At 43.1% G+C, this 20,571-nt stretch carries 14 protein-coding genes; 4 read left to right on the top strand and 10 right to left on the bottom strand.

The features are described from left to right. Positions 1 to 37: 37 nt before the first annotated feature. Genes MB380_RS19035 through MB380_RS19025 form a run of 3 tightly spaced genes read right to left on the bottom strand, consistent with a single transcriptional unit; the run spans position 38 to position 4,012 of the window. Positions 38 to 1,198: a Gfo/Idh/MocA family protein gene (locus MB380_RS19035; protein ID WP_253530103.1), complete on the bottom strand. Its 1,161-nt coding sequence runs from the start codon at positions 1,196 to 1,198 to the stop codon at positions 38 to 40. Positions 1,199 to 1,216: 18 nt separating this feature from the next. Next, positions 1,217 to 2,590, bottom strand: coding sequence for a putative oxidoreductase C-terminal domain-containing protein (locus MB380_RS19030; protein WP_409014611.1), 1,374 nt, complete (start codon positions 2,588 to 2,590; stop codon positions 1,217 to 1,219). A gap of 15 nt (positions 2,591 to 2,605) precedes the next feature. Further along, positions 2,606 to 4,012, bottom strand: a complete 1,407-nt coding sequence (locus tag MB380_RS19025; RefSeq protein WP_253530098.1) for a Gfo/Idh/MocA family protein — start codon at positions 4,010 to 4,012, stop codon at positions 2,606 to 2,608. 623 nt (positions 4,013 to 4,635) lie between these two features. Here MB380_RS19025 and MB380_RS19020 point away from each other — a divergent pair. Both MB380_RS19020 and MB380_RS19015 read left to right on the top strand, forming a co-directional pair. After that, entirely contained in the window at positions 4,636 to 6,552 is a 1,917-nt protein-coding gene (locus tag MB380_RS19020) for a YgiQ family radical SAM protein (RefSeq protein ID WP_253530096.1), read from the top strand. 75 nt (positions 6,553 to 6,627) lie between these two features. Continuing rightward, positions 6,628 to 7,266: an MBL fold metallo-hydrolase gene (locus MB380_RS19015; protein ID WP_253530093.1), complete on the top strand. Its 639-nt coding sequence runs from the start codon at positions 6,628 to 6,630 to the stop codon at positions 7,264 to 7,266. Here the strand turns inward: MB380_RS19015 and MB380_RS19010 are convergent. From MB380_RS19010 to MB380_RS19000, 3 genes are all read right to left on the bottom strand, one after another. Continuing rightward, complete coding sequence (locus MB380_RS19010) at positions 7,259 to 7,654, bottom strand: iron chaperone (RefSeq protein ID WP_253530091.1); 396 nt, start codon at positions 7,652 to 7,654, stop codon at positions 7,259 to 7,261. The two genes, MB380_RS19015 and MB380_RS19010, sit on opposite strands and share 8 nt — an antisense overlap. Positions 7,655 to 8,140: 486 nt before the next feature. Beyond that, positions 8,141 to 9,223 (bottom strand): aminotransferase class V-fold PLP-dependent enzyme, encoded by a 1,083-nt coding sequence (locus MB380_RS19005; protein ID WP_253530088.1) that lies wholly within the window; start codon positions 9,221 to 9,223, stop codon positions 8,141 to 8,143. A 102-nt stretch (positions 9,224 to 9,325) separates the two neighbouring features. Continuing rightward, entirely contained in the window at positions 9,326 to 10,555 is a 1,230-nt protein-coding gene (locus tag MB380_RS19000; RefSeq protein WP_253530085.1) for a pitrilysin family protein, read from the bottom strand. Between the two features lie 98 nt (positions 10,556 to 10,653). Between MB380_RS19000 and MB380_RS18995 the strand changes: the two genes are divergently transcribed. Beyond that, complete coding sequence (locus tag MB380_RS18995) at positions 10,654 to 11,778, top strand: glycosyltransferase family 1 protein (RefSeq protein ID WP_253530082.1); 1,125 nt, start codon at positions 10,654 to 10,656, stop codon at positions 11,776 to 11,778. Positions 11,779 to 11,853: 75 nt separating this feature from the next. Here the strand turns inward: MB380_RS18995 and MB380_RS18990 are convergent, their stop codons facing one another. Continuing rightward, positions 11,854 to 12,840, bottom strand: a complete 987-nt coding sequence (locus MB380_RS18990; RefSeq protein WP_253535610.1) for a ribonucleotide-diphosphate reductase subunit beta — start codon at positions 12,838 to 12,840, stop codon at positions 11,854 to 11,856. A gap of 389 nt (positions 12,841 to 13,229) precedes the next feature. On the opposite strand from MB380_RS18990, the gene MB380_RS18985 reads away from it, so the two are divergent. Next, positions 13,230 to 13,787: a CvpA family protein gene (locus MB380_RS18985; protein ID WP_253530079.1), complete on the top strand. Its 558-nt coding sequence runs from the start codon at positions 13,230 to 13,232 to the stop codon at positions 13,785 to 13,787. 62 nt (positions 13,788 to 13,849) lie between these two features. Here MB380_RS18985 and MB380_RS18980 read toward each other — a convergent pair whose 3' ends face one another. From MB380_RS18980 to MB380_RS18970, 3 genes are all read right to left on the bottom strand, one after another. Beyond that, entirely contained in the window at positions 13,850 to 14,662 is an 813-nt protein-coding gene (locus tag MB380_RS18980) for a hypothetical protein (protein WP_253530076.1), read from the bottom strand. Positions 14,663 to 14,918: 256 nt separating this feature from the next. Then, entirely contained in the window at positions 14,919 to 16,514 is a 1,596-nt protein-coding gene (locus MB380_RS18975) for a SusD/RagB family nutrient-binding outer membrane lipoprotein (protein ID WP_253530073.1), read from the bottom strand. A gap of 18 nt (positions 16,515 to 16,532) precedes the next feature. Continuing rightward, a complete protein-coding gene (locus tag MB380_RS18970) occupies positions 16,533 to 19,922 on the bottom strand; it encodes a SusC/RagA family TonB-linked outer membrane protein (RefSeq protein WP_253530068.1) in 3,390 nt (1,129 codons plus the stop codon). Positions 19,923 to 20,571: the final 649 nt, after the last annotated feature.

The raw sequence follows: 20,571 nt of genomic DNA, 5'->3' as shown, positions 1-20,571 counted from the left end.
CTTACCCGAAGTAATTTAATAGCAATTTTCAGGCTGCTTATTTCGCAAATGTCAACCTTTTAGCAAATTTCTGTGCTTTCAAAGACAGTTCTGTCGCTAAAAAACAATGGTCCTGGGTCATAGCGGTTTCGGTTCTGTTTACAATATCGCTTACCAGCTGGCTGCCAAATGGCAGGGGGGCATTGCTGCAATCGATGTACTCGGTTTTCTGATTGTTTACCAGATACAGGTTATTGCCTTTGTCTTTAATGGCAATATCTATATTCTTACGTATTTCAATATACCCTTCCGTCCCAAGAATCGTCAATCGGCCATCGCCCCATGTTTTTAGTCCGTCTGGCGTAAACCAGTCTACTCTAATGTATCCTGTGCCTCCGTTACCTTTTACCATGGCATCGCCGAAATCTTCAAATAACGGAAATTCAGGGTGGTTCAGATTACCTGTCTGAGAGCTCACAATCTCGCCTTTGGTAGAACCTGTGAAAAACAAAAACTGATCAAACTGATGCGAGGCAATATCGGTAATGATGCCCCCGAATTTATTCTTGTCAAAAAACCACTCAGGGCGGGTTTTAGTATTCATTCTATGTGGCCCAAGCCCAATGGTTTGCACAACCTTGCCAATGGCGCCGGTTTTTATCAGTTCGCCTGCTTTAACGGTAGCACGGTTTTCGAAACGCTCACTAAACATAATAGAATAAATACGTCTGGTTTCTTTTTGCACTTTTCTTACCAGGGCCAATTGCTCAAGGCTGGTTATACCGGGTTTGTCAGCCATAAAATCTTTGCCATGCTGCATGGCTTTGATGCCTATCGGTGCCCGTTCGCTGGCTATTGCAGCGCTCAATATCAACTGGGTTGATTTATCTTCCAAAACTTCCTTCTCGCTGCCAGCTTGTTTTACGTCCGGGTATCTTTTTACATAAGCCGCCAGTAAATCAGGTTCTTTTGCGTAAACCGAGACAAGCTGCCCGCCTCCACGAATAATGGCCTCTGTCATGCCATATATGTGGCCATGGTTAAGGCCGATTACCGAAAAACGAATGCTGGGTTCAAGATTACGGTGTATATAAGGTGCTTCAACTGTGGCAGACTTTGCAGCAATTTCGTTCACAAGGCTCGACGAAAGTACAATACCTGCTGTACTTGCCAGACTATCCTTTAAAAATTTGCGTCGGTTATTGGGGTTGTTCTCCATAGTTTAATCAGGTTAATTTTATCGGGTTTTGGTTGCCACTTTCAGGGCTTGCGTAGTGGTGTAATATTTGGCAAGCATGTTGGGTACTTCCCAGGCAGGCAGCTTGCCTTGTTTCAGAAACTCAAGGTATTTTTCGGTTACACGACCAAAATGCGCTTCGTGACCTTCTTTGTATCTCTCTGGTATTTCAACCTCCCAGCCTTTGGCGATTTTCTTGAGGCTAACACCCGGAAACTGTTTCTGAACCACCGCTAAAGCTTTCATTAAGTCAGTTTCGTAATTGGCTGCCTTTGTTACAGGCTCAATGTACAGCGTTGGCTTGTAGTTTTGCTCTGCTCCCTGTCTGATTATCAGATTGGCCTTCGTACCACGCATAATAGAATAATGGGTGTCTCCGCCACCCTCCGGCGCCTGATACGCCCATATAACCGATGCTTTGGCATGTACGCCTTTCAGCTGATAGTTGATTTCACCGTTACAGAATACTTTCAGCAGGGTGTCTTTTACCACATCTTTTTTCAGGTAGTCAGGGAAACCTGATAACTTGGTAATGGCCTTAAACTGGCTCAGAGTCATATCGGTTGTCCAGTGGCGGGCATCGTTAATTCTGATGTCTTTTTTATAATCAATAACCTGATTCGGGAAGCATTCCCACTGGATAAGGTCTACCAGGTGCGTATTTACGTCAACAATGCCTTCTCCCTGCTGGGCAATATCCATAAACCAGGCCGGACGGGTAAGCACACTGCCGGATACATACTTATAAAAATGATGCACACTCTCTTTGGTTACGGCAGGGTTATCGGGGGTTCCTTTTTCCAGCTTGCCAAATGCCCCTGGTAACATGGAGAACTCACGCTGAAGCATGGTTGAAATCTCGTAACGCTCGGTCATGATATCATACAACAAAACGTTCTTTTGGGCAGCAGCGGCAAATGTTTGTTTCAATTGCTCGAAATCACCACAGTTGATAATCATCGGCTTATCTGCCAGTACATTGAAACCTGCATTGACTGACTTCTGAAGGTAATCGGCCTTGATACGGTTATTGCCAGCTATTACTACTACGTTTCCGGCCTTATCGGCCAGCATTCTCTCAAGGTAATCATTGCCGGTATATACTTTCTCCTGCCATTGAGTCGGGTTATCCTTACGTGTATTGTAGCCCTGTATGCGTTGCAGGTGGAAATCAAGGTCAGTTCCGGCAGGGGCATAAACATGTACTTCGGGGCTTACTTCCGGATACATATTTTTCTGAACCAATGCAGCGTGAAAATGGCCGGGGTCCAGGGTTATCAGTTTAATTTCTTTTGAAGACTGGGCAGATGCTTCTTTAATGAATAACATACCAAGCGCTAAAGCAAATCCTGTTATCAAGTGTTTTTTTCTCATCAGATATTCTTAGGGTTATTTACGGACTTTAATGGCATAAGCACTTCTTTGCGGGCGAGCAAGTAATGCGTTTGCCTCTTTATCGTTTTTAAAACGTTCTGTTTTGGGGTCCCAGTATAGCTTCCTTTTCAGTTTCATGGCTGCATGGTGCAACAAGCATGCGGTGCATGAACGATGCCCTATTTCGGCCGGAGCAATCGGGTCTTTCCGGCTGGCAATGCTTTCCAGCCAGTTGCCGTGGTGGTCGGGGCTTCCGGTCATGTGTATCTCGTTTGCCCCTATTTCAGACGTTATTATTTTAGGGTCGCTCGCATCCAGTTTCTTGGCAGCATTTTGTTTGGCTATCGGGTCGCTTGAGGTTACAGCACCATCACCACGGGAAACGAAAATCCAGCCGTCTGTACCTTCAAAACGTATGCCGTTCGGAATCTCATTGCTGATAATCATCTCCACTCCGTTTTCATACATGGCATGGGTCGTAAAAATGCCATGTACATTCCATAAACCGCTGGTTGGGAAATCGGCCTTGCCCCATATTTCAATAGGGCCCGAAAGTTCGGTATTCATACCCCAATGAGCTATATCAATATGGTGCGCGCCCCAACCGGTTATCATTCCGGCGCCAAACTGCTCGCAACGCAACCAGCCCGGGCGGTCGAAACCTACCTGCGGGTGTACCCGCTTTTCAGTATAGAACACTTCCGGCGTGGTACCCAGCCACATATCGTAGTTTAGGTTTTTAGGTATAGGCATCTCAGGCTCTTCATTGCCCGAAGGGTCTCCCGGTAAACCCACAAAAACTCTTTGCAATGTACCTATTCTTCCGTTTCTTACCAACTCTACCGCATATCTGAATTGAGAAGTAGACCGTTGCTGGCTGCCAATCTGCACAATGCGGCCTGTTCTTTTTACGACATCGGCCATCATTCGTCCTTCAGCTATGGTAAGTGACGCCGGTTTCTGGCAGTACACATCTTTGCCGGCTTCTACCGCATGTATAACAATAGGCGCATGCCAGTGGTCGGGCGTACTTACAATAACGGCATCAATATCTTTGTTACCCATTAATTCTCTATAATCGCCATAGCCTTTCACCCCGTTAAAGTCTTTTCCGGTCTTTTTGGTATAATAGCCATTTACCAGTTTCTGTGCCGCATCAACCCGGTTGCTGTCAAGGTCGCAAACGGCCATAATCTGTGCGTTTTCATGTTTCCAAACGCCCGGCATGTCATGCCCGCGCGATATCCGGCCCACACCAATGGCGCCCACATTAATGCGGTTGCTGGGTGCGTTTTTACCAAAAACTGAGGCCGGCACAATGGTTGGTACGCCAAAAGCCATTGCCCCTGTTGCCATTAGGCCCTTACTGCCGAGCTCGAGGAATTTTCTTCTTGAAATATCATTTTTTGAATCGTTGTTCATTTCACGCTGTATGTTTATGTTGAATAGAGGTATCAAAAGAAACAGGGATGGTTGCGGCTGTTTTGCCAGCTATAGCCCCGAAAGGGCATTGACAGGCTCACAGCCGCACACTTTAAAATTTCCCTTCCATAGTTAATTGTTTCACGATAGTGCCGTAAGTTTATTTGTGGAATAAGTACCGGAGCTGGTGTATTTAGGGTTTAGGTAATTCTATAAAAAGTACAAAAGAAGCGGCTTTTAGGTGTTGGGGTTGCTTCATCAAAAATACTTCAGCCAGATAATAATCAGTAGAATATTAATGTAAAATTTGTATTAAACAAAGACATTCTGAAACAATTTTAATAAAATATACCGGTTTCGTTTTCGGGAACGTTTCCGGTACGCGTTTAAATGCGCAAAAAAATCAGCCGGTTTTTGTTTGTCTCCATTCCGTAAAAAAATACCCGTAATTGCCAACCGGAAATACCACCAGGCACTTTATTGAAAAAGTATAATTTTTCTTCTTTGAAACCTAAGGCCTGGTATTGTTGTTAAGTATTCGCTTTTTGTTGGTTTTTTATGCGTTTGTGGTCGATATAATAATAAAATGCCGTGTTTCTCGTAAAAAGCCCTAATTTTGTAGTATGATAATAAGACCAGAAAGACCCATAACAGATTGGCTGCCGCTTACCTTGAAAGAAGTGGAGAAAAGAGGCTGGGACGAGGTAGATGTAATACTCGTTTCGGGCGATGCCTATGTAGACCACCCTGCTTTTGGTACGGCTGTTATCGGGCGTATTATTGAGAGCGAGGGTTTCAGAACGGCCATTATTGCTCAGCCGAACTGGAAAGACGATTTACGTGATTTTAAAAAATATGGCAGACCCAAATATTTCTTTGGTGTAACGGCCGGTTGTATGGACTCGATGGTGAATCACTATACAGCTAATAAACGTTTGCGGTCGAACGATTCTTACACACCGGGGGGTGAGGCAGGGTATCGCCCTGATTATGCCACTACGGTTTATACTAAAATACTGAAAGAGCTGTATCCGGATGTACCTGTGTTGATTGGGGGGATTGAGGCTTCACTGCGGCGGGTTACCCATTACGATTACTGGCAAGACAAACTGATGCCTACTATTCTGGCCGATTCGGGGGCAGATTTACTGGTGTATGGCATGGGAGAGCAACCCCTGCGCGAAATACTGAAACTGGTTAAAAAGGGTGTTCCTTTGAACACCATCAAAAATATTAATCAGGTGGCTTATATGCAGGATACTGCTGAGGCCCTACCTGACGACAGAGGCTGGAACACCGTTGAACTGGCAAGCCATGAGGTGTGCCTGGCCGATAAGCTGAAATACGCTGCCAATTTCAAGATTGTGGAGGTGGAGTCGAACAAATGGCAGGCCAACCGCATTATTCAAAAGGTTGGTGCGCAAACATTGGTTATTAACCCGCCGTTCAAAATAATGGACGAAAAGGAAATTGACCAGTCGTTTGATTTGCCTTATACTCGGTTGCCTCACCCTAAATACAAAAAGCGCGGGCCGATTCCTGCCTATGAGATGATTAAGTTCTCGATAAACATGCACCGGGGCTGTTTCGGGGGTTGTAGTTTCTGCACCATTTCGGCGCATCAGGGTAAGTTTATCGCTTCCAGAAGCGAGGAGTCAATCATGAAAGAGGTAGACCAGATTGTTCAGCACCCTGAGTTTAAAGGATACATTTCCGACTTGGGCGGTCCATCGGCCAATATGTACCGCATGAAGGGCAAAGATGAATCTATCTGTGCCCGTTGCCAGGCGCCAAGCTGTATTCATCCGGTTATCTGCTCTAATCTGGATACTTCGCACAAACCCCTTACCCAGATTTACCAGAACGTTGATGCGCACCCGGACGTAAAGAAGGCCTTTGTGGGTTCGGGTATCCGCTATGATTTACTGGTAGATGATTTCAACAAGAACAATCAGGATGGGAATCATGATGCTTATATGGAGCAACTGGTAACCCGCCACGTTTCGGGTCGACTGAAAGTAGCGCCGGAGCATACTTCTGATGATACGCTGCGTGTAATGCGGAAGCCGTCTTTTAAATATTTCAGGAAATTCAAGCAGAAATACGATAACATACAGGATAAACACGGACTGAAACAACCGCTGATACCGTACTTTATTTCGTCGCACCCCGGTTGTGAAGAAGCCGATATGGCCAATCTGGCTGCTGAAACCAAAGATCTGGGTTTTCAGCTGGAGCAGGTACAAGACTTTACGCCTACGCCAATGACAGTGGCCGAGGTTATCTATTATTCCGGAGTGCACCCGTATACCCTGCAATCCATTAAAACCGCCAAAACCAAAGAAGAAAAACTGGCACAAAACCGCTTCTTTTTCTGGTATAAACCGGAGTTTAAGAACTGGATCCGTAGCCGTCTCTTCAAGCTCAATCGCCCTGATTTAGCCGAGCGCCTACTTTCAAACCCGAAGAAAAAGGTACAAAGCAATAACGCGCAGCCACCTGCCAAAGACAAAAAGAAAAGTTTCAAGAAATTCAGATAGTTAAAGCCTGGTAGGTAAAAGCCTTATTAATCATTCATTTTCTTCCTAACTTTAGCCCTAAATTTACAAAAACCGATGATTCATATTCATTATTTTACTTTTTCGCCTCTGGCAGAGAATACCTATGTGCTGTGGGATGAAACCAAAGAGGCCGTTATTATCGACCCGGGTTGTCTGGCGCAATATGAGAAAGAAGAACTGGCCGATTTTATTGCTGATAACCAACTGACGGTAAAACACCTGTTGCAGACCCATACACACCTGGACCACGTTTTTGGCAGTGCTTTTGTGAAACGTAAATTTGGCGTAAAAATGCTCATGCACAAAAATGAAGTGCCGGTGCTGCGCGATGTAGAAAACCGTTGTAAAGTATGGGGCATACCCGGCTATGAACCCGTGCAGGAAGATGGTTTTATTGACGAGGGAGATGTGATAAAATTCGGTAACTCAACGCTGGAGATATTATTTGTGCCGGGCCATGCACCGGGGCATCTGGCTTTTGTAAACCATACCCAAAAGTTTGTAATTGGCGGTGATGTGCTTTTCAAGGGTAGTATCGGGCGATATGATTTCCCGATGTCCAGCTACACCGACCTCATGAATAGCATTAGAAATAAATTCCTGACACTGGGCGACGATTACACGGTATATCCCGGGCATAACGCTTCTACCACCATAGGGCAGGAGCGCCGTTCTAATCCGTTTCTTAACTAGCCTGTGTGCTTGCTTTCTTTTGGGCCGGTTTGGCCTTCTTACGGTTTTCTTCTACTCTGAACAACACGATTTTCCGTATTAAATCATAAGGTATGGGTTCATTCAACTGAAATTGGATTGAACCCTTGCCTGTTTTATACGGTGCCAGATCTTCTTTAAAAGCGGCTGTACCAGTAGGGGCAGGGTAGAAACCGATATGATTTTTGAAAGCCGCAAAATGCACCAGATTACCATTAAGTACAAAAGTAGGCATGGCATATTTAATGGCCTCGGTAGCCTCAGGTGCAAGCTCATGCACCAGATTCCGTATATTCTGCAATATTTTCTGTACTTCAGGCGGGAACCAGCCGATGAATTCATCGATGTTTTTGGCTTCCTGGTTTATCATGGTCGTGAAATTAATAGGTTTATGGTATAAGCCAAAAATAAAGAAAATTTTGTAATGAAAAAAAATGCAGTACTGTATAAATTAATGATAATCAATATTTTATAGAAATTTTTAAGTAATAAAATTTCTATAAAACTCAACACACCTACTTACTTCGCGTAGCAGTGGCTATTATACTGCTTATGCACAGTATTCCGTCGATAATCAACGGTGGTGTAAATGACTTCGGGAATCTATATCTCAATCAATGGGGATATGCTGCACCGGGCTTAGCGCAAGTTTGAGCCCTTAAAATCCGTAAGTTGGCAGGTTGTTTGTATTATGAAATGGGCAGGGGCAGTAACCAGCATCATCCTGATTGCTGGCATTTCTGACGAATATGTTTTGAAAGGGGGATAGAATCGGAGTGATTGAGTGAATATAATCAGATTTAAGCGAAACAATCACTAAATCGCTCATTCACTAAATCACTCAATAGATATACCCCTACTCCAGATTCTTCAACTCTTTCAACAGATTATCTACTTGTTCAGGTGTGTTTGATGGGAAGTTTGAGATTCTTATCTGGGTATCTTTATTGGGGCCATAACCACTGCCGATAATCATGTTTTTTGCTTTCAGGGCATCCATAATCACTTTCGACGGCTTGGCTGTGTTGGCTACTATCACAGTTCTTGAGCGGTGCTCAGGGTTCTGAACGGCTATGCTGCAAAGGCTGCTGGTTTCCAGATACTTATATATTTTGCGGGCTTTTTCGTCAGTTTCTTTTCTGATGTTATCAATCCCGATCCTGTTCATATCTTCTGCTACTTTGCCGAGCAGATAAATACCCAGTACATTGGGTGTGGCAGGGGTTTCAAAAGTCTCGTAGTTTTTCCAAAGCGCTGGCAGGGTATGGTGCGCACCAATGTGCAGGCCTTCCAGTTTTGCCAGCTTTTTAGACTTTTCAAGGCATTTCTCGTTGGCAATCCACACGCCCAGGCCCGCAGGCAGACCAAAGGCTTTTTGTACAGAAAAGAAGGCAGTATCAATTAACGACAAATCCAGTTCAGGAATCGGGGCAGACGACACCATGTCAACCGCTATAAACTTCTTCTGGTGGCTGCGTTTCAGTTTATGAATATCAGCCTCACGCATTTGCACGCCTGTGCTGGTTTCGTTCTGGGTGGTGCAAATCAGTTCGGCATATTCAGGTACTTCTACTTCGGCATAGCTAAAGCCCTCACCAATGGGTTTTTCCTGTTTGTGTGCAAATTTATTCAGGCTTCCGGCATATTTGTAGAACTTATCAGAGAATGAACCGTTCACCAGATGGAAACTTTCGTGTTCTACCATGTTGAGCAGGATACGTTCCCATACCTCAGAGGCAGACCCTGTAAAGAAGATGCCTGATGTTTCGGGGATATTCATTAAAACCCGGAGATTCTCGACGCAATGCTGATATATTTTCCTGAATTGGCCACTTCTATGCGAAATAGAGCCGATTTGCTCTTCAACCGCTTGTTTTAGAAACTCCTCAAATCGGGGATATAATTCGGCCGGGCCGGCAGTAAAATATATATTTTTCATCGCACCAGAATTTTCATTTATCAAAAGTAAAAAAAGTCGGTTAAAGGCTCGTCCGGCCTTCTCAAAATGCTTCGAAAAGTATAATTCTTTCTTGCTATGTTTTTATTCAGGCAGAAACGTAAGGTAACTCAGCTGGTTTTCATCAAACATTTCCTGCGTAACACTTTGCAGGTCATGGGCTTCAATTTTCTTTATGGCATTGAATATGCTTTCCAACGATTCTACCCTGCCGAGGTCCAGAATACTCTTGGCCATCATTAACATATAACTCTGGTTGCTTTCTTCGGCCATTGCCATCTGGCCCATCAGTTGTTCTTTGGCTGTGTGTAGTTGCAACTTACCCAACGGTTTGTCTTTCAGCAATTGCATTTCTTTTCTGATGAGCGACTTCGCCTTCTCCAGATTAGCCTTGTCGGTTGCAAAGTATATTCCCAGAAAACCGGTATCTATAAAGGGCGAATAATTAGCTTCAATGCCATATACCAATCCGTATTTCTCGCGCAATGTCATGTTCAGGCGTGAGTTCATACCAGGGCCGCCAAAGAGATTCACCAGCATAAAGAATGGTAGCCGGCGTTCGTCTTTCAGCGCATAGGCGGGGCGGCCAATGGCGCAGTGTGCCTGCGTTATGCTTTTGGTAAGTGTTACCTGTTGCGGCAGATAAGACTCCGGAGGCTCGCGTCTGATTTCACTCTTGCGGGCAGGTATTTCTTTCAGATACTTTTCGGTAATCTGAACCACCTTTTTGAACGATATATTGCCAACAACCGAAAAAACTATCCGGTCGGTATCCATATTCTCTGTTATAAACTGCTGCAGGCTTTTGCGTGTAAACGATTTTACACTGTCTTGCGTGCCCAGAATATTAGCGCCCAACTGGTGATTGGCAAATACAATCCCATCGAAATCGTCCTGGATGGCATCTTCGGGGGAATCCTGATACATCGACATCTCTTCCAGTATCACTCCGCGTTCTTTTTCAATCTGGTTTTCAGGGAACGTAGAATGAAAAGTTATATCGGCCAGTAATTCAACCGATTTTTCGAAGTGATTATCCAGCACCGACGCGTAGAAACAGATTTTCTCTTTGGTGGTGTAGGCATTCAGTTCGCCTCCTACCGATTCCAGACGATTAATTATATGATAAGATTTGCGCTTTTTTGTACCTTTGAACGCCATGTGTTCCCAGAAGTGGGCCAGACCCACCTGATTGGGTTTTTCATCACGGCTACCCATGTCGAGCATCAGGCCGCAATGCACAATCTGTGTGTGTGGTACCTGACGATGTGCAATACGAATACCATTGGGTAAAGTATAGATTTGATATTCCATAAACCCCTAAGGGAAAAAAATATTGAATGGTGTAAAAAGGAGGTCTCTTAAAAGTATGACCTAATATTCATTTACAAATTTAATGCAAAGATAGTTCAATGAGAATAGGTTTTGATGCCAAGCGGGCTTTTAATAACTACACGGGTTTAGGCAATTACAGCAGGTTTATTATGGAGTCTTTGCTGGAACACGCCCCCCAAAACGCCTACTATGCTTACACACCCAAGCAGAAAGCAACCTGGCCTGATGCGCAGATGCCTTTCAAAAATCAATTAAATATTAAGCTTCCTGCGGCTTATGCCTACCTGCCCAATGCCTTGTGGCGTAGCAGATTTATTACTAAAGATTTACAGACTGATAAAATTGAGGTTTTTCACGGCTTGAGTAATGAGATTCCCTCGGGTCTTGCAGCAGCCGGTATAAAATCAGTTGTGACTATTCATGATCTGATATTCCTGCGGTATCCTGAGCAATACCCTGCCGTTGATAGGTTTTTTTATCAGCGGAAATTCAGATATGCCTGCCAGAACGCCGATGCCATTGTGGCTGTAAGTGAGCAAACCAAACGTGATATCATAGAGTTTTATGGCACACCGGCCGACAAGATAACTGTTATATACCAGGGGTTTCAACCTCAGTTTGGCCAGCCAATAACAGACAAGGCTACGCTGGCGCAGGTTAAAAAAAAGTATGGTATTACGAAGGATTACATACTATGTGTGGCATCTTTTACCGAACGGAAAAACCAGCTAAGGCTTATACAGGCATTTGAAGCCTTAAATACCGAAGCGTATGAATTGGTGCTGGTAGGGGGAGTATCGGCATATCTGGAGGAACTGAAGAAATACGTACAGCAAAACCGTATTCAGTCTGTCAGGTTTCTGAGTGGAGTGCCGATGGACGATTTGCCCGCTTTGTATCAGGGTTGTAGTCTGTTTGTGTACCCTTCATTGTTTGAGGGCTTTGGTATCCCCATCATTGAAGCCCTGAGCAGCGGGGTGCCGGTGGTGGCAGCAACAGGCTCTTGCCTTGAAGAAGCCGGGGGAGCGGGAGCACTTTATGCTAATCCGCTTGATGCAGCCGACATAGCAAAAAAAATGCAGGAAGTGCTAAGCAATAAAACCTTGCAGCACAAACTGGTTGAAGCAGGAGAGGAACACATTAAGCAATTTGCAGGCAAGCCTATTGCCGCCCGGCTCGCTGAGCTTTACCAGCGTCTTTAATTTTAAAAAAAATAGGAGCAAAACATCTTTTGCCCCTATTGATTACCAAACTATGTAACAAAATGTTTTCCTTGATTAAAACTCTTCGTCAAGCGAGAACGACATCTGCTCTTTTTGCGACATAACGCCGGCTTTCTGATATTCGCCCACACGTTTTTCGAAGAAATTGGTTTTTCCTTGCAACGAAATCATATCCATGAAGTCGAAAGGATTGCCTGTGTTGTATATTTTCTCCAGACCCAACGACACCAACAGGTGGTCGGCCACAAATTCAATATACTGGCACATTAACTCGGCATTCATACCAATTAGCGAAACCGGCAGGGCATCGGTTACAAATTCTTTCTCAATTGCCACCGCGTCTTTAATCAGTGAATAAACGGTTTCGGCAGGCAACTGGTTTTTAATATAACGGGTATAAAGCAGACAGGCGAAATCACGGTGCAGACCTTCATCACGCGATATTAACTCGTTAGAGAAAGTAAGGCCGGGCATTAAACCGCGTTTTTTTAACCAGAAAATAGAACAGAACGAGCCAGAGAAGAAGATGCCTTCAACCACTGCAAAGGCCAGCAGGCGTTCAATAAAATTGCCGTTGTCTATCCAGCGCAAAGCCCAGTCGGCTTTTTTCTTTACACAAGGTATATGGTCTATGGCATTGAGCATTTTATCACGCTCTACGGGGTCTTTTATGTAGGTGTCAATCAGAAGCGAGTAGGTTTCAGAGTGGATGTTTTCCATCATAATCTGGAAACCGTAAAAACATTTGGCCTCGGCAAACTGAACGCGAGATATAAAGTTTACCGCCAGGTTTTCATTAACTATACCGTCTGATGCGGCAAAGAAAGCCAGTACGTGTGATATAAAATGACGCTCCCCATCATTGAGATTTTCCCAGTCTTTCTGGTCTGGCGAAAGGTCTATTTCTTCTGCTGTCCAGAAAGATGCCTCATGTTTTTTATAAAACTCCCATATATCGTTATGCTTTATCGGGAAAAGGACAAATCTTGTTTTATCCTCAATGAGCAGGGGTTCTACTTCTAATAATTGCTCGTCAGTCATCTTAGTATAATTTAAGGTTACTCCAATTGTTTTCATGAAAGTGTAGTCAAACTTACAGATTAATACCACAGTTTGCAATAATTGTTTTTAGAATTTATCTAAATAGTTTTTAAGATATTGATAATCAAGAGAAAAATATCAGGATAAATTTTAGAGGCTGAAATTTGGTGTATTTAAGGGAATTATTCCTGATTTTTTGTGTTATACCTGTCTTTTTATGATAATTAGAGTAGTTTTCTGAATCTGCCAATCGACTTTTTTGAGGTGGTTTTCTATGTCTGATAAGCGCTTTTTTGTGCTTAAAAATTTTACCTTTGTATAACTCCGGAACTGGAAAGAAATTTTTTCAGGAGTTTTACGTATTATTCCTGATAACCCTGTTTTAGAACATGAACGTGCTTGACCTGATTTTCATAGTACCCATTCTGTTTGGTGCCTATAAGGGCTATGTAAAGGGCCTGTTTATAGAAATTATTGGTGTTCTGGCTTTTATTGCAGCCCTTGTGTTGGGCTTTAAGTTTCTGGGTATAGGCATGAACTGGCTGGCCCCCGCCATTGGCGAAAACACGGCTAACCGATTTTTGCCTTATCTGAGTTTTGCTATTATTTTCTTTCCTACCATATTCTTAATCAATAAGCTGGGTTGGATGCTCAGCCGGGCGCTCCGGTTTACTATTCTGGGTACCATTGATGGCTTCGCCGGGGCAATAGTCGGCATATTTACCTGGGTATTTGGTATCAGTGTTTTCTTGTGGTTGCTCAATGCTATTGACATAAAACTGCCTCCACATCTTACGCAGGAATCGGTCACTTATCCGGTCATCACTAAAGTGGCGCCATCGGTTATTTCAAAAGTTTCAGACTGGATACCGGCCGGAGGGAATCTTATCAGGCAACTGGCAGAGGAGCATAAGGATATTGTGGAAGATGAGGGTGAGGCAAAGTGAAGTCTGTTTTACAAAAAAAGCACCTGCGCGGGTGCTTTTTTTGTAAAATGCCAGGTAAATAATTAAGCTTTGTTTTCAGGAGATGATGCCTCACCTTCATTTTTGGCAGGTTCTGAAACAATACTTACCCCAGCCCAATTGGCAAGCACATTTGTAGGGAAAAAGGTAAGGATACCCAGTACTCCAATAATCAAGGCAACAACGCTTAGAATTATTGCCGATGACGTTTTCATAACTGTTTCACCTTTTTTCAACAATATGGCATCATTACTAATCTTGATACCATCTTCGGTAAATAAACTTTTTATATCATCAGGTATGGCATCGCCACTATTGCGGCCTTCGATAGAAAAAGTCGGAGAATCAAAATAATGGCCTGTGCTATCATCTATATCACTTTCTTGTACATGCGTATCATGAATCACAAGTTTGGCCTCTGTGCTGCTGTAATCCTGCATTAATGGAATAGAAACACTGCTGTCGGCCTCATTTTGAAGTGATGAAGATTTAACATTTGCTGCTTTGAGAAGGCTATCCACTTTTGCGCCACTGATTTTAATACTCTGTTTCTGTTCTGGATAAACCGGATAATAAATGCCTCTGAGAGTGCCTCTCTTTTTGCTTCTTTCATAAACGTAAGTCCCTGATGGTACAACGGCATCTTTAATTTTTAAATAGCGGGGCAATTCTGCTTTTGGCGTTTTGATTAGCTGGTCAAATGACATTTCTACCGTCTTGCCGCTTGCCATATTGAATTGGATGTCCGGAATGGCGATTGAAAAAATGGCATAAAATGCAACAGGAATAGCCAGAAAACGATAAATGATACTTGGCTTTTTCAAAAAGACAATAGTCTTAAAAAGGAAGGATTTCATATAGTAGTGATTGGTTGGTTTAGTCACAAAAAACAATGCGCGAAAATAAAATAAAAAATCAACCTGCCATAGATATACCTCATGAATCTATGTGAAGTTTTCAAGAAGCTTTGCTGATTCTTAATTTTCAAGATAAAAACCTCCTGAAAAGAAAAAAGCCCTCGATTGAGGGCCTTTTCTGGAAAAACTATGATGAAACAATTCTACTTAATATTTTTGAATTATTCGTTCAAATATAATAAAATATTTGTGCAAATTATTGTGTTATCCACAATTTTGTGCTGTTCAGGTTTGTTCCGCCTGCAGCTGCTTTAAAGTTGTCTGCATTGTAGGTGATTTCGTCGTCAGGATACACAAAACGTTGGTAAGTACCGAAGTTACCAGTGTAATACTGTGTATTTGAAGCTGAAACCGGCGTTTTATCTCCTGTTCTTCTTTTCAATGTCCAGGCATCAAATGGTTGTCTGAACTGGTCAATCCATAGCTGGGCATATATCTGTTTCAAGGCAGTAGCCTGGTCGGCAGCGTAAGCCACTACCGGGCTCGACAGCAAAGTGCTGATTTCTGCATCGGTTGCTGTAGCAGATGAAGGTTTTGCTACTGTCCAAACCGGCGATTTAAACGCAATGCCTTTCCACATATTTACCGATGCCTTTATACCCGCCTCATATTCTGCTTTGGCAGTGGCAGCGTTGGCTGCAACACCCATACCTCTGTTGTAAATTTCGGCTTTGATAAAACGCACCTGCGCTGCTGTAAGAATAAGTTCAGGGATAGTGGTTAAATCCTGCTCGAAATACAAATTAACCGGCGAATACAGGTTGCTGGCGCCTTTATCGCTCCAGGCTGTGTAACGTTTTTTGTCATAAGGAGTACCCCCTTCTGTAGCTGTTACGCCTGAAACCGGGTTTTGCGGATATGCAGCCCACTCGCCTGCGTTGTTTGGTTCATAAAATATACGGGCACGTGGGTCAAATATACCACTACCGTCTTTATTGTCATTAGCAGACATCAGGCTCCACATAGTTGAACCCATTCTTAAGTAGCAGTTAGCAGAAAAAGACCACTCACGCCATTGTAGAGAAAGGTTCAGGTCAGCTGGCCAGATTCCTACGTTTTCAGTGTCGCCAAGCAATGGTTTAGTTAGCGCGTCTGTAATATGAGCAGTTGCTAAAGCCTGATCTTTGTTGTAAATAGTAGCAGCTATATACAAGCGCAGGCTATTGGCAAACCGGATCCATTTACTGATGTCTCCTTTGAAAAGTGTTTCATAGTTACCCAACGAATACTGAGAGGCATCGGTTTTCAGGTTATCAACTGCCCATTTCAGGTTTGTCAGTATATCTGTGTATATCTCTTGTTGGGTATTGTATTTTGTTTTATACACACCCACGCCTTTATCGGCTGCCAAAGCAGCATATCCGGCCTCTTTATAAGGTACCGCACCGTAGTAGTTTGTCAGTTTAAACGACTTGTAAGCCATAATGGTTTTAAGCATGGCCGACACGTTGTTCATTGAGGCAGGGTCTGCACTTTTAGCAATTCTGTCTTCAATTACTCTTACGTTACCAAGGGTATAGTAGTAGTTCTGCCAAACATCATTTTTGGCGTTGTCGTATGGGTAAGAACCAGAAGTAATGGCGGCCTGCTGTGTAATAGGGTACAACCAGGCATTCATAACCGATTGTTCTCCGGCTGTCAATGGCAGTGAACTGATTACCGCATTGAACATCTCTGGCGTTGAGGCGCTGTTGGGTTTGTCCCACGGAGCGTTTATTTCCTCAAAATCATTCTTACATGATACTGCCGTAATCAGTAAGGTTACTATAAATATTTTTGATAGATATTTCATGATTCTGTGTTTAATGGATTATAACCTTGCTTTTAATGAGATACCTAAATCACGAGTGCCCGGGAATTGCGACCATTGGAAACCTTGGGCGTTGCCAATACCGTTAATAGCCTCAGGATTCATTCTGTCAGGCAAGGTTGTGAATAAATAGAACAGGTTACGGCCAACAAACGATACATCAAGCCCCTGAAGGAATTTAGTACGTTTTACAATGGCTGACGGGATAGAGTAAGTAAGGTTTACCTCACGAAGTTTGGCCCACGAGTTTTCGAAAACCAGGTTGCTTCTTGGCATTTTTACGTTAGACCAACCCATGTATTGTCCTGCATATTTATACATATAATGTACCACGTCTGTATTTTTGGTTCCGTCGGCAAATACGCCTTCAAGAATTACACCGTGGTTAGCTGTGCTACCATCAGGATAGGTATATGGTAAACCACCACCGTTTCTTTCTGTTAATGTGCTTGGCGACAAACCATGACCTACTGAAGCACCGTAGTCTGCCGAGTAAATATCACCACCCAGTTTGAAGTCGGTCAGGATATACAAGCTGAAGTTTTTATAACGGAAATTGTTAGTTAAACCACCTGTCAGTTTCGGAGTGGTGTTACCAATAGCAACTGGGTCGGCAGTGGTTACATATTGGGTACCAACTACTTTACCGGTTGTTTTGTCAACCACTGGTTTAACCACTTTCTGGCCATTCAAATACGTATAGTCATATCCGTAAATTGTGCCATAGTTTTCACCTGCTTTTACATACATCAGGGCGCCGTTAGTTCCCCAAAGGTCAGCAATCGGATAACGCTCAATACCGTCAGCCAATGAAATAACCTTGTTCTGGTTATGTGCACCGTTCAAAGCAAGATCCCATCTGAATGAACCAGAGTTAACAGGTGTAGCTCTTACAATAAACTCGAAACCTTTATTAGCCAATTCTCCTGTATTAAATGTTACTGCAGTAGCACCTGAAGAAGTAGCCAGCGATGAGCTCAGAATCTGGCTGGTTGCTCTTGTCTGGTAGTAAGTCAGTTCCATGCTTAATTTACCGCCCAGGAAGCCTAACTCAGTACCAATTTCAAATGATTTGTTTCTTTGTGGTTGCAATAAGCCAGCCGGAGGCAAGGTAGTTTGCAAACTACGAACCGGAAGACCGCCAAAAGAAGTAGCAGCTGTACCATTAATGGTGTTGGTAATGGTAGAGGTATTATAAGTGTACTGTGTCAGGTAAGGATTAGTACCGTTAGCACTCTCGGCCAATGATACTTTCAGTTTACCGTAGCTTAGTAAGTTCTGATTTTTAAATGCGTCAATTGCTTCAGTAAACACAAAGCTCAAGCTTCCTGATGGGAAGAAGTATGACGAAGTAGCAATCGGAAGGGTAGACGACCAGTCGTTACGGCCTGTTAATTGCAAGAACAGGTAGTTGTTGTAAGAAAGGTCTGCAATACCAAACAACGAGTTCAGGTTTAAATCATAACGGGTTTCACCGGTTGTGATTTTGGTTTTATCAAGGTTGTTGTTCAGGTAATATTTAAACGGTACGTCAAAGTTACCGGCGTTCCAGGTATTTACACCGTGGCTTCTGCTACGAAGAGCCGAGTTACCAATTAACAAGCTACCGTTAAATTTAGAGCCAAACAAACCGTCTTTATGTAAGGTTGTGAATGCCTCAAAGTTCAGGTCGGTATTGTTGATGTTCTCCATACCATAAGCTCCCTGAATACCCGCAACATCAACAGGCGTATTTTTGCTTTCTATGCTGGTAGTTGAGTTGTTTAACGACGTACGACCGGCGATGTTCAACCAAGGCGTGATGTCTGCCGATAAACGGATTGAACCTAACAACTGATTACGTGATAATCTCTGGTTGTTTTCGTAGAATTTCCAGAACATATCCTTAAACGCATTGTTGTTGTAAGGATAATATTTGAATGGAGAAGTCTGGTCAAAAATGTTTTTGCTTCCGTTTGGTAGTTTGTAAGTGTCAAACTCTAACGGGATGTAATCGCGTGACATACCGTGAATCATAAAGTTTGACCAACCGTTATCGTTGGCAGACTCAGGCGTGTTCAGACGGTTATAGTTCGTGTAGCTGGTAGTGATTTCAGCTTTAACTTTTTTCGAAATATTTAATGACGAACCCAGGTTTACATTGGTCTGGTCATAGTTGCTGTTCGGCACAATAGCTTTGTTGTCTAATCTGGTCAAGCCCACTCTCAAAGTTCCGTAGTCTCCGCCACCGCTGAACGACAAGTTATGCGTAGTAGTGTTACCGGTGTTAAAGTAAGCTTTTCTGTTGTCTGGTTGTGGAGCCCATTTGCGTTTAGCGCCGTCCCACCAGATAAGCTCAGTGCCATCCAGTTTATGTCCCCATGATGAAGCCGGGCCATACCAGCTGAAAATATCCCAAGATGAATACCCACCCGGAATAGGGCCACCACTGCGGTAGTTATTGTTTACGTCCTGTGCATCCCAAGGGTAGTTACCAGGGTAGCGCAATTCGCCTTTTGAGGTAGTTGGGAATGGTTGCGTTGCCGACCAAAGGGCAGATGCCCCACCATAACCGTACTCGTTTTGTACATCCTGAAAACGGTAAGCCGTTGTTGATAGCGACGAGAAGTTATAGTCTAAACCAAAACCTTCTCTTTTACCACCTTTTTTGCTGGTTATCATAATAACCCCGTTAGCGCCACGTGCACCGTATAGTGCAGCTGCGTTGGCGCCTTTCAGGACGGTGATATCTTCTACCTCGTCAGAGTTTACAAAGTTCAGGAACGAACCCCAGTCTTTAGGGCTGGTTACGTCACCACTTTTACCTTGCGTACCACCAACGGGGTCGTTTTGTACCTGTATACCGTCAATAACGATCAAAGGCTGGTTGCTGCCCAGGATACTGTTATTACCACGGATAACGATTCTCTGAGAGCTACCCTGCACACCGTTTGGTTGAGAGATGTTCAGACCGGCAGCTTTACCCATCAAACCAGATGCGATATCTGGCGGGGCAGCCTGTACCAGGTCTTTCGATGCCACCTTCTGGGCCGAGTAACCAATAGATTTTGATTCTCTCTTAATACCCAATGCCGTTACAACTACCTCGTTAAGTTGTTTGGCATCTTCAACCATCTCAATGTCAATAATTGAGCGTCCGTTAATGTCAATGTTCTGCGTTGTAAAACCAATAAAAGAAGCAACAATAGTGCTTTTCAGATTAGGCACAGTAAGTGTGTATTTACCTTCTGTGTCAGTAATAGTTCCGTTAGGGGCGCCCTTAACGGCTACAGAAACGCCGGGCAGCGGCTCTCCGTTTGTTGTTACCTTACCTGTAATGGTCTGGGCTAATACCGGCAGGCTGAAGCCCATCAAAAGTATTACCACCAACTTTGGTAAAAAATTTCTCATATAAATTTGACTTGGGTTAAAAATGATTGCTTTGAAAATCGGTAAAATCAGCTGAATGGTGCATTTTCAGAATCGGCATTGAAGCATAACAGGAAAATGACCACTCAGACAACGTGCTGTTAATTTGCCGGGTGGCAAAACAAGCAAACGTTTTTATGAGGGTGTCCTACTATATACTTTGCTTCCATAGATAGGCTAGATTTAGTTAATTTTTAGCTATACTCTGACGATTTAAGGTTAAACATTCTTATAGTAATGGTCTTAAAATACTCCGTTTTACGGGTAGCGAAAACTGGAGATAAAAAGCAAAACGTATATGGTGGATTAAGAATGCGGTTCAAAAAAATCAATATAAAATTGATATAGTGATACTTTTTGATGCGAACAGATTTTTAAAAAAATCTTAAATGTGGTTACAAACATAAATAAAAATTGATTAATAAAAACTAATTATTAAATTTTTTTAAAAATATATGAAGTCTTATTAAATTTTATATGATATTTAGGCCTGATTTGCAAAAAAGCCTGAATCAAGAAAAAGTCTTGCTATTTTTTTAATAAATTGCTTACTGTTTTTTAAAATTCACCCTATACGAAAATATAAAATCATAACCGGAGCCCTCTTTAAAGCGCCTGCCTGTTTGTTATG

The sequence above is a fragment of the Emticicia sp. 21SJ11W-3 genome, assembly GCF_024138715.1.
In the GTDB taxonomy this organism is placed as follows: Bacteria; Bacteroidota; Bacteroidia; order Cytophagales; family Spirosomataceae; genus Emticicia; species Emticicia fluvialis.
Note: the sequence above shows the minus strand (reverse complement) of the source record. Positions and strands in the feature narration are given on the sequence as shown.